Origin of the sequence: Hafnia paralvei (genome assembly GCF_020150375.1) — a bacterium.
GTDB lineage: Bacteria > Pseudomonadota > Gammaproteobacteria > Enterobacterales > Enterobacteriaceae > Hafnia > Hafnia paralvei.
Window position 1 is genome coordinate 22,275 of record NZ_CP083737.1, and the last position, 13,755, is coordinate 36,029.

General features: G+C 48.2%; 14 protein-coding genes. 7 read left to right on the forward strand and 7 right to left on the reverse strand.

Translation table 11 applies throughout. The annotated features are described in order from the left end of the window. Positions 1-150 precede the first annotated feature (150 nt). From K9N75_RS00105 to K9N75_RS00120, 4 genes are all read right to left on the reverse strand, one after another. Positions 151-870 (reverse strand): DUF3053 domain-containing protein, encoded by a 720-nt coding sequence (locus K9N75_RS00105; RefSeq protein ID WP_008815743.1) that lies wholly within the window; start codon positions 868-870, stop codon positions 151-153. Positions 871-1,017: 147 nt separating this feature from the next. After that, positions 1,018-3,087 (reverse strand): glycine--tRNA ligase subunit beta, encoded by a 2,070-nt coding sequence (gene glyS, locus K9N75_RS00110; RefSeq protein ID WP_008815744.1) that lies wholly within the window; start codon positions 3,085-3,087, stop codon positions 1,018-1,020. A gap of 7 nt (positions 3,088-3,094) precedes the next feature. Then, entirely contained in the window at positions 3,095-4,027 is a 933-nt protein-coding gene (gene glyQ / locus K9N75_RS00115; protein ID WP_004094047.1) for a glycine--tRNA ligase subunit alpha, read from the reverse strand. Between the two features lie 163 nt (positions 4,028-4,190). Further along, positions 4,191-4,718, reverse strand: a complete 528-nt coding sequence (locus K9N75_RS00120) for an autotransporter domain-containing protein (RefSeq protein WP_020303922.1) — start codon at positions 4,716-4,718, stop codon at positions 4,191-4,193. 221 nt (positions 4,719-4,939) lie between these two features. On the opposite strand from K9N75_RS00120, the gene K9N75_RS00125 reads away from it, so the two are divergent. The 4 genes from K9N75_RS00125 (at position 4,940) to K9N75_RS00140 (ending at position 7,974) form a co-directional block, all read left to right on the forward strand. After that, complete coding sequence (locus K9N75_RS00125; protein ID WP_008815746.1) at positions 4,940-5,518, forward strand: DNA-3-methyladenine glycosylase I; 579 nt, start codon at positions 4,940-4,942, stop codon at positions 5,516-5,518. A 3-nt stretch (positions 5,519-5,521) separates the two neighbouring features. Further along, on the forward strand, positions 5,522-5,974 hold the full coding sequence (locus K9N75_RS00130; protein ID WP_008815747.1) for an N-acetyltransferase: 453 nt from the start codon (positions 5,522-5,524) through the stop codon (positions 5,972-5,974). A 202-nt stretch (positions 5,975-6,176) separates the two neighbouring features. Next, positions 6,177-6,836, forward strand: a complete 660-nt coding sequence (locus K9N75_RS00135; RefSeq protein ID WP_004094059.1) for an OmpA family lipoprotein — start codon at positions 6,177-6,179, stop codon at positions 6,834-6,836. A 118-nt stretch (positions 6,837-6,954) separates the two neighbouring features. After that, complete coding sequence (locus K9N75_RS00140; RefSeq protein ID WP_008815748.1) at positions 6,955-7,974, forward strand: LacI family DNA-binding transcriptional regulator; 1,020 nt, start codon at positions 6,955-6,957, stop codon at positions 7,972-7,974. Here the strand turns inward: K9N75_RS00140 and tusA are convergent, their stop codons facing one another. Then, entirely contained in the window at positions 7,975-8,226 is a 252-nt protein-coding gene (tusA, locus tag K9N75_RS00145) for a sulfurtransferase TusA (protein ID WP_004094061.1), read from the reverse strand. It abuts the gene before it with no gap. 264 nt (positions 8,227-8,490) lie between these two features. Between tusA and K9N75_RS00150 the strand changes: the two genes are divergently transcribed. The 3 genes from K9N75_RS00150 (at position 8,491) to K9N75_RS00160 (ending at position 10,355) form a co-directional block, all read left to right on the forward strand. Further along, positions 8,491-9,156: a 7-cyano-7-deazaguanine/7-aminomethyl-7-deazaguanine transporter gene (locus tag K9N75_RS00150; RefSeq protein WP_008815749.1), complete on the forward strand. Its 666-nt coding sequence runs from the start codon at positions 8,491-8,493 to the stop codon at positions 9,154-9,156. A 70-nt stretch (positions 9,157-9,226) separates the two neighbouring features. After that, entirely contained in the window at positions 9,227-9,685 is a 459-nt protein-coding gene (locus tag K9N75_RS00155; RefSeq protein WP_008815750.1) for a GNAT family N-acetyltransferase, read from the forward strand. 94 nt (positions 9,686-9,779) lie between these two features. Continuing rightward, the gene (locus K9N75_RS00160; RefSeq protein WP_008815751.1) at positions 9,780-10,355 is read left to right on the forward strand and encodes a DcrB family lipoprotein; all 576 of its coding nucleotides are present in this window, start codon (positions 9,780-9,782) and stop codon (positions 10,353-10,355) included. Positions 10,356-10,396: 41 nt separating this feature from the next. On the opposite strand, the gene K9N75_RS00165 is transcribed toward K9N75_RS00160, so the two are convergent. Further along, entirely contained in the window at positions 10,397-12,073 is a 1,677-nt protein-coding gene (locus tag K9N75_RS00165) for an AsmA family protein (protein WP_224452106.1), read from the reverse strand. A 136-nt stretch (positions 12,074-12,209) separates the two neighbouring features. Next, on the reverse strand, positions 12,210-13,622 hold the full coding sequence (locus K9N75_RS00170) for a nucleobase:cation symporter-2 family protein (protein WP_004094067.1): 1,413 nt from the start codon (positions 13,620-13,622) through the stop codon (positions 12,210-12,212). Positions 13,623-13,755: the final 133 nt, after the last annotated feature.

The window sequence follows — 13,755 nt, forward strand, 5'->3', positions numbered from 1 at the left end:
CTTCACAAGATACTTTTACATCTCCCCCGTCTAACCTCATTTATTTATTCACCTCCACTCTTTGCGTCATAAAATTACATCCGTGAATGTTTAGGCGTAAAAAAGCCCCGCAAGGTTTCCCTGGCAGGGCGGGTATAACGTTAGATTCTATTAGTTTTGAAAAATAGCCGCGTTGCGGTTTTTCGCATTTAACAGTTCTTGATGTTTGGCTGCAATTGAGGTCATGAGCTGATTGTATTGATCGACCTGCTGTTGGGTTTGCAACTGGATGCTTTGGTTATCAAAGCGAGCCTGAGTCCCAATGCTTTGCAGGAAATCACCCACTTGAATCAAGTCTTGTGACAGGCTAGCGGCCATTGGGATAATAGGCATAACGGCATTCGCTGGGTCGGTAACGACTTTCGCAAAGGCTTGGTCATAAATCGCTTTTACATCATCAGGCTGTTTGAGTGCAGCACGCGCAGTGTCTGCGGTTGATTTCGCACTTTGAATCTGCTGACCGAGCAGATTTAGAGCCCCGGACTCCTGTCGTAGATCGTCACGTTTTAGCAGATAGTCCTGAGGAACACGTATCTGATCGATAGTGGTAAACAGCGGATTAAGGCTGCTATCCATCGAACGACTGAAATTCTGTGAAAAGGTCACCAAAATCGCGTAATCGCTGACATAATTGCCGAGTTTCTGCTTTTGGTCTTCGCTCAGCGTCGGCACAGTAATGCTACCGCGCATGACGGTATTTTGCAGATAGTCGATGAAAGCTTTACGTTGTTCTTTATCGTTGTCGCCACAGCCAGCCAGTTGGAACGCCATAATGACGGCGAAAATTGGCATCAACCAACGCTGTGCCTGTTTAGTTACTGCAAGTGACATGTAATTACTCCTGTAACCACGCGAAAAATGGGTCAATATCATTCGGTTGAAATTCTACTCATCAAGTTAGTTTAACCTGATAATTTAGGGATAACAGCCAGAATGTAAAAAACCCGCCGAAAGGCGGGCTTTATTTTACGTTCAGGTTTACTGCAGAACAGAGATATCAGCAACCTGTAGGAACAAATCACGTAGTTTGCTCAGCAATGTCAGGCGGTTGATACGCACTTGCTCATCTTCAGCCATCACCATAACCTGCTCGAAGAAATCATCAACAGGTTCGCGCAAAGCAGCCAGTTCAGACAGTGCTTCTTGATAACGCCCTTCGGCAAACAGTGGCTCTAATTTGTCACGTAGAACAACCAGATGCGTTGCCAGTTTGATTTCTGCTGCTTCTTTTAATACAGATGCATGAACGCGATCGGCCAGCACTTCGGTCGATTTCGCCAGAATGTTGGAAACACGTTTGTTGGCAGCAGCTAATGCCGCGGCTTCAGGCAATGTACGGAAGTGAGAAACTGCCTTCATGCGAGCATCAAAGTCAGCGGGCTTGGTTGGACGACGAGCCAAGACAGCCTGAATAGTATCTACGCTATGACCTTCTTCCTGATACCACGCACGGAAACGTCCCAGCATGAAATCAACCACGTCATCAACGACGTTAGCGTTGGTCAGCTTCTGACCATAGAGGCGAGCAGCTTCTTCGGTCAGCGTGACCAAATCCAGCGGCAGCTTCTTCTCAACGATAATACGCAGAACGCCCAGTGCCGCACGACGCAGAGCAAATGGGTCTTTATCACCCTTTGGATGTTGGCCAATGCCGAAAATACCAGCAAGAGTATCCATTTTGTCAGCGATCGCGACAGAACATGCCACCAGAGATTCTGGTAGTGCATCACCCGCAAAGCGTGGTTGATACTGTTCGTTTAGCGCAACGGCAACCTCTTCGTTTTCACCGTCGTGGCGGGCGTAGTGCATACCCATGACACCCTGAGTATCTGTGAACTCGAAGACCATGTTAGTCATCAAATCACACTTGGATAGCAGACCTGCGCGGGTTGCCAGATTCACATCGGCACCGATTTGCTCTGCAATCCAACCAGACAAAGCTTCAATACGATTAGTTTTATCGCGAAGCGTTCCCAGTTGTTGCTGGAACAACACGGTTTCTAGACGGGGTAGATTATCTTCCAGACGTTGCTTACGGTCAGTCTTAAAGAAGAACTCAGCATCGGCTAAACGTGGGCGCACAACTTTCTCATTACCAGAGATTATCTGCTGTGGATCTTTAGATTCGATGTTAGTGACGAAGATAAAGTTTGGCAGCAATTTGCCTGCGGCGTCATACACTGGGAAGTACTTTTGGTCACCTTTCATGGTGTAAACCAGCGCTTCGGCAGGTACCGCAAGGAATTTCTCTTCAAACTTAGCCGTCAACACCACTGGCCATTCAACCAGAGAGGTCACTTCTTCCAACAGGCTTTCGCTCATATCAGCGATGCCGCCGATTTTCTGTGCAGCCTGTTCTGAATCACGTTTGATAATTGCTTTACGGGTTTCGTAATCAGCAATGACTTTTCCGCGTTCCATCAGGATTTGCGGGTATTGATCGGCGTTGTCGATGGTGAACTGCGGTTCACCCATGAAACGATGACCACGGATCACGCGATCTGACGGTATACCAAGAATAGTAGCAGGGATAACTTCACTGCCCAGCAGCAGCGTGACGGTATGAACCGGACGCACGAACTGAGTGTCGTTATTACCCCAGCGCATCAGTTTTGGAATTGGCAGTTTGCCTAACGCATTAGTGACCAGCGTAGGCAGCAGTTGCTGCGCGCTCTGGCCTTTTTGATGAGCTCGGAACAGCAGCCACTCACCTTTGTCAGATGTCAGTCGTTCGGCCTGATCGACAGTGATGCCGCAACCACGAGCCCAACCTTCTGCGGCTTTAGTCGGTTTGCCTTCGGCATCAAATGCCTGCGCAATAGCTGGGCCGCGCTTTTCAATTTCGCGATCGGGCTGAGATTCATGTAGCGCAGCAACTTTCAGCGCTAGACGGCGTGGGGCCGCGTACCAAGTGACTTCGCCATGAGCGAGGTCTGCGTTATCAAGTTCAGCGGTAAAATTAGCTGCAAAAGATTCTGCCAGAGAGCGTAGCGCTTTCGGTGGCAGCTCTTCGGTGCCGATTTCCACCAGAAAAGTTTGTTGGGTCATGGCTGCCTCAAATATTCTCTAATTTAGAATCGTCGCTTTTTTTACACATTGGGAAGCCTAGCGCCTCACGAGAGGCATAGTAGGCTTCAGCGACCGCTTTGGTCAGGGTACGGATTCGCAGAATGTAGCGCTGACGCTCGGTGACGGAAATCGCCTTGCGGGCGTCCAGCAAGTTAAAGCTGTGTGCGGCCTTCAGAATGCGTTCATACGCTGGCAGAGGCAGAGGTTTTTCCAACTCCAACAACATTTTTGCTTCTTTCTCATACTGCTCGAAGCAGGAGAACAGGAAATCGACATCGGCGTATTCAAAGTTATAAGTGGATTGTTCCACTTCGTTTTGATGGAACACGTCGCCGTAGGTGGTTTTGCCCAGTGGGCCGTCGCTCCAGACCAAGTCGTAGACGCTGTCTACGCCCTGAATGTACATCGCTAAGCGCTCCAGACCATAGGTGATTTCACCGGTAACTGGCTTACACTCTAGGCCGCCAACCTGCTGGAAGTAAGTAAACTGGGTCACTTCCATCCCGTTGAGCCACACTTCCCAGCCCAAACCCCATGCGCCCAGCGTTGGGTTTTCCCAGTTATCTTCAACGAAGCGAATATCATTCACCAATGGATCCAAGCCGAGTTCTTTCAGTGAACCCAGATAGAGCTCCTGAATATTTTCTGGCGATGGCTTAATCACGACTTGGAACTGGTAGTAATGCTGTAAGCGGTTAGGGTTTTCGCCATAGCGTCCATCGGTTGGACGGCGTGAAGGTTGCACATAGGCAGTTGCCATCGGCTCTGGGCCGAGTGCGCGCAGGCAGGTCATTGGGTGTGAGGTGCCAGCGCCAACTTCCATGTCCAGTGGTTGAACAATGGTGCAGCCTTGGCGCGCCCAATAGTCCTGCAGAGTCAGGATCAGCCCCTGAAAGGTCTTGGTATCAAACTTTTGCATATTGGATGAGTTCGCGCGATACAAGTGGATTTATATAGAATGTTGCAGTATACCGCCTGAACGTAAGATATACAGCCCGAATCCCGTCTCAAAGCGAGGGATTTTGTGTCTATTTTGCCATAAAGCTGGGTAAAACTCGGGAACATTCGGCGTAAAAGGCTGGCTAAAAGTTTGCGCTGACGCCGATGTTGTACATAAATTGTTCATTGTTGTTAAGTCTATTGGTTTGCGATAGCTCGGCAAATGCCGCCATATTTCCACTCAAAGGAATATTGGCTCCAACGGTCACATCGATCCAGTGGGCTTCCTGATTAGGGATATCGCGGCTGAATAAACTCTGTGGTGCGCTAAATTCGCCTGCCGGCTTGTAGGATTCATTGCTGGATAAACGCTGGTAGCTGATTTCAGCGTATGGGGTGAATAATTCGAGGTTTGAATCCAACCGCCAACCCAGTGTGCCAACCTGTTGTTGTGTGGTCGGGTTCAACGCCGCTGAGGCTAATGAATTGCTTCCCACCCAATGCGTTGAGAATCCCGGTTCTATCGAGGTTGATGCGCGATCGATGGGCACAATATCACCCACGATTTCATCGTCGTGATTAAAAAAGATATCTTTTAAATCATAAGATAAAGCTGGTGACGAGAGCAAAATGCTGCCCATCAAAAATACGATAACCAGAGGTTTAATCATTGATGCCACTCCATCAAAAGGGAGGCGTTTTCATTGTTATTTTTAGGTTGCTGCACTCTTAACTATTTGACGTGGTTGTCGTGGCGTCAAGGTCGGTTGAAATAAAAACTTTATGCTGTAAAAAGCATGATAGTAATACCCGATATCATCAGCGTTTTAATCTGTTGGCATAAGGATGAAGCCTGACAATTAGCCTGTTTTTTCACGTAAGGATTAAGATTATGAGCCAGACGTTTGAAGATCAAAAAATTCGCTGTGGTTGGGTTTCTGCAGACCCTTTATACATCAGCTATCACGACGAGGAGTGGGGGCAGCCAGTATACGAAGATGCGCATCTTTTTGAGTTATTGTGCTTAGAAGGGCAACAGGCAGGGTTATCGTGGATAACCGTGTTGAAGAAGCGTGAAAACTATCGTCGAGCATTTCATCATTTTGACCCACGTAAAGTTGCGGCCATGACGGATGCCGATATAGACGCGTTGATGCAGGATGCAGGACTTATCCGTCACCGTTTGAAGCTAGACGCCATTGTCGTTAACGCACGTGTCTATATGAAAATGCTGCAGGAAGGAGAGAGCTTCTCTCAGTTCCTCTGGTCGTTTACCGATGGAAAGCCCGTGCTGAATCGCCCTGATACATTAGCGAATGTTCCGGCAAAAACCGAAGTCTCAGATTTGATGTCGAAAGCGTTGAAGAAAAAGGGATTTAAATTTATAGGATCAACGATTTGCTACGCCTTTATGCAGGCAAGCGGCATGGTGAACGATCATGTGAAAACCTGCTTCTGTGGGAAATGTTAAGTCATGATCCGCCCAGCAATACAACAAGATATGGACGCCATAATGGCGTTGTGGCTGGTGAGCACGACCGAAGCGCATCCGTTTATTTCTTCCCACTATTGGCGCGAAAGTGAAGCCGTAGTGCGCGATACCTATTTACCTCATGCTTTGACGTGGGTAGCTGAGAACGATGGTGAAATCGTAGGTTTTATCAGCGTACTTGAGATGCAATTCATTGGGGCTCTGTTTGTGGATAAACGTTTTCACGGTAAGGGGATTGGCCCACTGCTAATGCAGCATGTGAAAATGATTTTCCCGCAGCTAATGCTAGAGGTGTATACCGAGAATCAGCGTGCGCTACGTTTTTATCGTCACGAAGGTTTTGAGATACAAGATACCCAATTGAATGAAGATACCCAGCATATGACCGCGATTATGTTGTGGGAGAAAAGGCCCGGTGCTTGGTTGGAAGATTAAGCAAAATTTAGGTTATTAATGCGTTTCGGCCAATTTTTCGGAATTGTAGCCATTATTTTTTAACGATAATTTGCTGAAATGCCTTCCCCGCGGATCTTTGTCGTCCGTGATTTTTAAGTCTTGATTTTGGGTTGGCGTATTACCAGCCTTTTTACAGCAAATGATTTGAGCGATTAGGCTCTGTGCAAGATGAGGTTCCATAATGAGTAAAAGCCGTTTATGCATTGCTGGCGCAGTATGTGCAGCGTTGTTGCTGTCTGGTTGTACAACGAACCCATATACCGGCGAGTCTGAAGCGGGTAAGGCTGGCGTTGGTGCTGGGTTAGGTGCGTTAGTTGGTGCGGGCGTTGGCGTACTGTCCTCTTCTAAGCACGATCGTGGTAAAGGTGCGTTGATCGGTGCTGCCGCTGGTGCTGCATTAGGGGGTGGTGCGGGTTACTACATGGATGTTCAGGAGTCTAAACTGCGTGACAAAATGCGTGGTACGGGCGTAAGCGTGACGCGCCAAGGCGACAATATTATTCTGAACATGCCAAATAATGTGACGTTCGACTCAAGCAGCAGTACTTTGAAACCTGCGGGCGCGAATACGCTGACCGGCGTGGCCATGGTACTTAAGGAATATCCTAAGACGGCGGTTAACGTGGTGGGTTACACCGATAGCACCGGCAGTCAGGATCTGAATATGCGTTTGTCTCAGCAGCGCGCAGATAGCGTTGCAAGCGCGCTGATTGTTCAGGGTGTCGAAGCTAGCCGTGTTCGCACTCAGGGCATGGGGCCTGCAAATCCAATTGCCTCCAACAGCACGGCGGAAGGCAAAGCTCAGAACCGTCGCGTAGAGATTACGCTGAGCCCGATGTAATTCCCTTTCTTTAAGCCTCCCCCGTTTATAGGGGAGGCTATTTCGCAAACCTTATCTCATCAGTTCCCCTGTGGTTATGCTAAATTTGCGTATTCGTTGAATATGTGAGGAGCATATCGTGAGCAGTCAGGGATCCCGAGCCACCATTAGTGATGTCGCCAAGGCCGCTAAAACCGGTAAAACCAGCGTTTCACGCTACCTTAATGGTGAACAGCACCTGCTATCAGACGATCTCAAAAAGCGAATCGAGCAAGCTATTCAACGGCTTAATTATCGTCCTAGTCAAATGGCGCGCAGTCTGAAAGGTGGGCAAACAAGGCTCATCGGCATGATCATTGCTGATATCACCAATCCTTACTCCGTAGACGTTTTGCGCGGCGTTGAAGAGGCCTGCCGCGTGCAAGGTTTCACGCTTCTGGTGTGTAATACCAACAACGAAATTAATCAGGAACAGCATTATCTTGAGCTTTTAAGCAGTTATCGCGTTGAAGGTCTTGTGGTGAATGCAGTAGGTATGCGTGAGGAAGCGCTGTCTAAACTGCAACAATCTTTATTGCCAATGGTGCTTATCGACCGCAAAATTCCGGATTTCTCTTGCGATATGGTGGGATTAGATAACCACCGTGCAGCCACAGAAGCCACACAGCATTTGCTAGAGCAAGGGTTTGAAGCCGTTATGTTCTTAAGCGAGCCCCTTGGCCTAGTGAATACGCGTCTTGAGCGTTTACACGCTTTTCAAAAGGCAATGCAGGAACATCCAGAATTGACGGCTTGTCATGCCGAAGTCGTGCTCAATAAAGGCGAGTTGCTGGATCAAACGTTAACTCAGTTTTGTCACCAGCACCGCGGTATGCGCAAGGCCATCATGTCTGCGAACGGAGCGCTTACTTTACAGGTTGCCCGTTCCCTACGGCGTCTAGGTCTGAACTGGGGAAGTGATATTGGATTACTTGGCTTTGATGAGTTGGAATGGGCAGAGTTGGCTGGCGTTGGGATAACAACGCTTAAGCAGCCGACCTATCAGATCGGCTATGCTGCGTTAGAACTTTTGGTGAAGCGTATTCAAGGTGATGGTCAGCCTACCGTGGAGCAAAAGTATCCGGGTGAACTGATTGTACGTGGTTCAACATCACGCTAATCAGGAAGCGGAACCTTTACGCACCAGATAGCGATAGGGCGTTTGCTCAGTTTCTTGCGCAATCAATTGGTGATCCATAAAGCGGCAAAATCCCGGAATATCACGGGTGGTTGCTGGGTCATCTGCGATAATCAGCAGCGTTTGACCATCATCCATATGGCGCACAGTTTTACGCACCATCATTACAGGCTCAGGGCAACGAAGCCCAAGAGCATCCAGCGTTTTATCCGGATTAGCGAAAAGATCGGTCATGGTCGTTCTCTAAAGGCCGCGTTGTTAAACGATGAGCGCTACTCAATGTTAAAGATGCGCAATCGTATTAATAAAGGGCTGCGGCGTCGTGAAGTTTAAAACAGCCCTAGTTTACCTGTTGCGAAATAGTCTGCAATAGACGTGAACGTTTGCGTTAAAATTAACCATTGCGCATGAAAATTATCGCGGTATCATGCCTGCCGCATCTCGTATGCACTTATTTTTCTTGGGTTCCCTCACCCCAATCTCCAAAAAGGCTAAAATATGTTTGATTTTACTCCGCAACAGCGGATGAAAGCCCTTTGTTGGCTTTCGGTGTTTCATGTTCTGATCATTACTTCCAGTAACTATCTGGTGCAACTGCCGATCTCAATTTTCGGCTTCCACACCACGTGGGGCGCATTCACATTCCCGTTTATTTTCCTTGCGACTGACTTAACCGTCCGTGTATTTGGTGCGCCTTTGGCTCGCCGAATTATTCTGGCGGTGATGGCTCCTGCATTGCTGATTTCTTACTGCATATCGGCACTATTTTTCCAAGGAGAGTGGCAAGGTTTTGCTGCGCTGAGCTCATTTAATGTGATGGTTGCGCGTATCGCTGTTGCTAGCTTTATGGCCTATGTGCTGGGGCAAATTCTTGATGTGCACGTATTTAACCGTCTACGTCAGCGCAGTGCATGGTGGGTTGCACCAACGGCATCGACGCTATTTGGCAATATTAGTGACACGCTGGCGTTCTTCTTTATTGCTTTTTATCACAGTACCGATCCGTTCATGGCGGCCAATTGGGTAGAAATTGCATTGGTGGATTACACATTTAAGCTGCTGATCAGTTTAGTTTTCTTCTTGCCAATGTACGGTGTGATGCTCAACGTGGTACTGAAATATTTGTCTACGCATCGTTCTGAACCGCAACCACAGTTAAATTAATACCTTCTTACGATGCCGAGTACTTTTGCTCGGTATCGTATACTCTGATATCCCTGCCCCGGGGGATGTCATGCCCGCAATTACCGTCAAGCACTCCAACATTGAAGAGATTCATTTCCTCTATAGTTTGTTGCCAGAATTTTCCGCACTGCATAACCGACAAGACCTAATTAACCGACTGAATAATAAAGAAACTTGTGCTCTTGTTGCTTATAAAGAGGAAAAACCTGTCGGTTTTAAGTTGGGTTATGCTCTGAATGACACCACTTTCTATAGTTGGTTAGGCGGCGTGTTGCCTGACTATCGTCGTGACGGAATAGCCCAAGTCCTATTGCATACACAGGAAAATTGGGCTTTAAATCATGGGTATCAGTATATCGAAGTGAAAACGAGAAACTGTTTTCCCGCTATGCTGATTATGCTAATAAAAAATGGCTATCAATTAACTGCTTTGGAGCAGGCTGAGAATCTAGCCGACAACCGAGTACGACTGGTGAAATGCTTAACGCACGGAACCAATAATAAGTAGCGAAGCTACAATATGTTACTTGCATTTAATGCACTGATAAGGTGCGATACGTTTATTGGTCAATCGAGACGTTAGGACAATATAAGGAATTACCATGCGTAATTTAGTGAAGTTTGTGGGAGTGGGATTGTTAGTAGCAGGGCTTGCTGCCTGTGACGGTCAATCAACCGACAGCGCCAACTCTGCAGCTAAAGGCTCTACCTCGGCAGAAGCTAGCGTACCCGCGGGAGAAAATATTAGCCTACTTGACGGGAAAGTGACTTTTACTCTGCCAGCAGGGTTGACCGATCAGAGCGGTAAATTAGGCTCTCAGTCAAACAGTATGCACGTTTATGCGAATAAGAGTGGGCAGCAGGCAGTAATTGTAATTATGGCTCCGCTACCTTCTGACAGCCTGAGTACGCTGAGTGGGCGCTTGGTAGAGCAACAGAAAGCGCGCGATCCCAGCCTGAATGTGCTTTCTGATAAGAGTATTGAAGTCAGCGGGCAGCCAGCCCAAGAAGTGAATAGTGTGCAAACGGCGAAAGGCCAAGTCTCCTATTCCAGCATCGTACTGGCCAAAGCAGGCGATCAACTAATGACCATGCAGGTCGCCCTGCCAGGCGAAAATCAGCAAGAAGCAGCAAGTATCGCTAAAGGTGTAGTTAACACCTTGAAGATAAAAGAATAAATAGTTATGAAGCCCTCCCTTATGTAGGGAGGGCTAGCATATTAATTGACTACGCCATTCACCATTTTCTGTGTGAGCTGTTGTCCACTTGCGCTTTGCACATTCAACGTTGCGTTCACGCTTGGTTTCAGCGGTGCTTCACCGGTGAGTACGCCTTGCAGCTCTAACTGCATATTGACGTCCCCGCTTAACGGGAGAGCAGGCCAACCCCATTCAACCAATTGATTAGCTGGAACCGCTTGTCCCTTCAGATCCAGCGTTAGCTGACGTCCAGTCTGATTGAGCGACGCGCTAGCCTCCAGTATTCCCTTTTGTGACAGCGCGCTGAGTTCGCTCACGGCGATCTGCTGATCGTTGGCATTTAGCGTTATAGAAAGGCGTTGGAGATCAACTTTGTTGAAGGTTGCTCCGCTGGCGTTGAACGTTGCCTGTCCATCCCACAGGCCTAAAAGGCGATTGTGTACTAAGCGAATATTGCTGCCAAATCCATCAAGTGCGGTGATTTGGAAAGGGAATTCTGGATTAATATCAACAAGCAGGTTTCGGCTACCAGAAAATTTGGTCACTATGACATCGTTCAACCATGCTGGCAGTGGTGTCTGCCAAATCTCCCGCCAATTTTGAGGCAGAGTGTACTCCAAGCCCACAATGGTCATATCATCGATGGTTAAGCGTTTGTCATTGCGATGCCAATTGCCGCTTGCGCGCAGCAGGCTACCTTCCCAACGGGTACTTAACTGACGAATTGCAACGCCTGCGTTTGAGAGGTCGGCACTGAAGATAGGCTCAACAAAATGCACATTGCCCACCACAATGTCGTTAGCATTAAAGGCTATAGTGCCTTTTTCACTCTGCCAATCTCCTTTGCTCCATGTAATACCGTCCAGTTCGGCGTCTAGATCGCTGAGTGCCCAGCCAGCCCCTTCTAGTTTGGCATCGGTGACGCTAACTTTGCCGAAGGTCACTGTCGGCAGTTGCTCGAGTGGTGCAAAGAATGCGTCTATGGATTTATTGGTCTGCCAGTGAATATTACCTAGGCGCAGGTTATTGATCTGCCAACTGCCATCGGCTTTGCGCACGCCGTCGCTAGTCATCTGCCCCTGTGCGATATCAGCACCTGCTCTATTGATTGTCAGCAGACCTTGTTTGAAGCTGCCCTGTAGCAGTACATTTTGCGCTGGGACGTCATTAATCAATACCTTACCCGCACTGAACTGGAACTGATTATTATTGCCCAGAATCTGTCCTGCCGTTGGTTGCCAAGGTGAGATATAGCCATTCACCTGTGAGGCATTCAGTTTCTGCTGGGAATCATTTTGCTGTAACTGCATGTTAGCTAGGCGAAGGCTTTCAGCCTGAATCGGCAGTAAGGCTTTTGGTGGCGCTGAGAGAGACAGAGAACCATTTTCCAGCGTTACGCTGTCGAAATGTTTGGGGTCAGTGAACTGGCGTATGCCTAGCGACAAACTGACTTTCTCTGCACGCAAGAATGGTGGCTGACCGTCGGTGGCTAAGGTGACGTTATTTAATATCACCTCCGATGGTTCGCGGATATCGTGATGTATTTTTCCCAACGATAGACGGTACTGGGTGTTTTCGTTTACCCAAGCGCTGATCTGGCGCGCTCCCCATGTCGTTTGGGCTATGACATAAGCCACAATAACCAACGCTATGATGATAGCGAGCAGGGTTAATAGTATTTTTCCAATAAATTTCACGGCATTAGTCCTTCAGGCCAAAGGTACTTTAGTTTATGCCGTATTAAACCGGATGGCTCAAGGGATGAAATGTAAACAGCAATAAAAAAGGCCGAATGCAGATACATCCGACCTTTCCTTCACTGCTATGACGTCGCTAGTCTTCGTGCGGGAAAACGAGGTTTAGGACGATCGCGGTGATGCCGCCGGCAGCAATTCCAGAGGACAGCAGGGTTTTCATCCAATCAGGCGCAAATTGTAAGATCAGCGGCTGCTGAGAAACGCCAAGACCAACGGCCAGCGATAGCGCCATAATCATGATAGCGCGACGGTTAAGCGGCTCACGTGAGACGATACGCACCCCTGAAGCCGCAATAGTACCGAACATGACAATGGTTGCTCCGCCCAGTACAGGTTCAGGGATATGCTGAACGAAACCAGCTACTGCAGGGAATAGGCCTAGCACAATGAGCATCAGTGCAACCACAAAACCAACATAGCGGCTGGCGACGCCGGTGAGTTGAATGACGCCGTTGTTTTGACCAAAGCACGAGTTTGGAAAGGTGTTAAATACCGCAGATAGCATCGAGTTCAGGCCGTTAGCTAATACACCGCCTTTGAGACGTTTCATATACAGTGGGCCAGATACGGGTTGCTCGGACACATCTGAGGTGGCAGTGATATCACCAATGGTTTCCAGTGAGGTAACCATAAAGACCAACATCAGGGGAATCAACAGATTCCAATCAATGCCCAATCCATAATACAGCGGTGTTGGCACCATCAGCAGCGAAGTGGTTTTTTCCATATTGCCAGTGTCTGGCAGCATACCTGTCGCCCACGCCAGTGCGTAGCCCACGGCCATTGCAATCACCAGCGAAGAAACGCGCAGATAAGGATTTCGTTGGCGGTTAAGCAAAATAATGACAACCAGTACGGAACCTGCCAGCATCAAGTTACTCGGCGCCCCGAAGGTGTGATCGTTCATCGCCCCGTATCCACCACCGATGGAAACTAGCCCTACCTGAATTAACGATAGACCAATGATCATCACGACCACACCGGAAACCAGCGGCGTGATGATGCGGCGTGCCAAATGCAGGAAGCGAGACAGAATGATTTCGGTGCAGGACGCTAACATTAGCGTACCAAACAGCGTTGCCATCATGGTTGGAATATCGGCACCACCATTTTTTAAAGCCATGCCTCCCATAATCAGCGGGCTAACAAAGTTAAAGCTGGTGCCCTGAATCGATAGTAGACCTGAACCAACAGGTCCCCAGGTTTTAATTTGCAGAATGGATGCTAAACCCGATGCAAACAGAGACATGCTGATAATGTGCTGAGTATCTTGTGCTGGTAATCCTAAAGCCTGACAAATCAGTAAGGCGGGAGTAATAACGGCGACAAACATTGCCAGCAGATGTTGGCACGCAGCAAAAAGGGTTTGTGGAAGAGGTGGACGATCTTCGAGACGATAAATTAGCTCACTTTTGACAGGCGCTGTGGTGGTAGCAGGCTTCGCCGTTGAAGAGTGAACTTGGTCGAACTCAGTGGATGGCGTGGTCATAATCCATATTCCGGAAGCAACAATGCACGCATTTTAATGATAGCGGTCACAAAAGCAATCGGTTGCGTGTAAAGTTACCTAAAAATAGGGACACTTTTACATCGCATTTTTTGCTAAAGAAACTTGCCCTAAC

Bases quoted from the DNA above. Each gene is read 5' to 3' on its own strand.
- K9N75_RS00160 (WP_008815751.1), top strand. From the start codon at position 9,780: ATGCGTAATTTAGTGAAGTTTGTGGGAGTGGGATTGTTAGTAGCAGGG.
- K9N75_RS00135 (WP_004094059.1), top strand. From the start codon at position 6,177: ATGAGTAAAAGCCGTTTATGCATTGCTGGCGCAGTATGTGCAGCGTTG.
- K9N75_RS00170 (WP_004094067.1), bottom strand. From the start codon at position 13,622: ATGACCACGCCATCCACTGAGTTCGACCAAGTTCACTCTTCAACGGCG.
- K9N75_RS00150 (WP_008815749.1), top strand. From the start codon at position 8,491: ATGTTTGATTTTACTCCGCAACAGCGGATGAAAGCCCTTTGTTGGCTT.
- glyS (WP_008815744.1), bottom strand. From the start codon at position 3,087: ATGACCCAACAAACTTTTCTGGTGGAAATCGGCACCGAAGAGCTGCCA.
- glyQ (WP_004094047.1), bottom strand. From the start codon at position 4,027: ATGCAAAAGTTTGATACCAAGACCTTTCAGGGGCTGATCCTGACTCTG.
- K9N75_RS00125 (WP_008815746.1), top strand. From the start codon at position 4,940: ATGAGCCAGACGTTTGAAGATCAAAAAATTCGCTGTGGTTGGGTTTCT.
- K9N75_RS00120 (WP_020303922.1), bottom strand. From the start codon at position 4,718: ATGATTAAACCTCTGGTTATCGTATTTTTGATGGGCAGCATTTTGCTC.
- K9N75_RS00130 (WP_008815747.1), top strand. From the start codon at position 5,522: ATGATCCGCCCAGCAATACAACAAGATATGGACGCCATAATGGCGTTG.
- K9N75_RS00105 (WP_008815743.1), bottom strand. From the start codon at position 870: ATGTCACTTGCAGTAACTAAACAGGCACAGCGTTGGTTGATGCCAATT.
- tusA (WP_004094061.1), bottom strand. From the start codon at position 8,226: ATGACCGATCTTTTCGCTAATCCGGATAAAACGCTGGATGCTCTTGGG.
- K9N75_RS00155 (WP_008815750.1), top strand. From the start codon at position 9,227: ATGCCCGCAATTACCGTCAAGCACTCCAACATTGAAGAGATTCATTTC.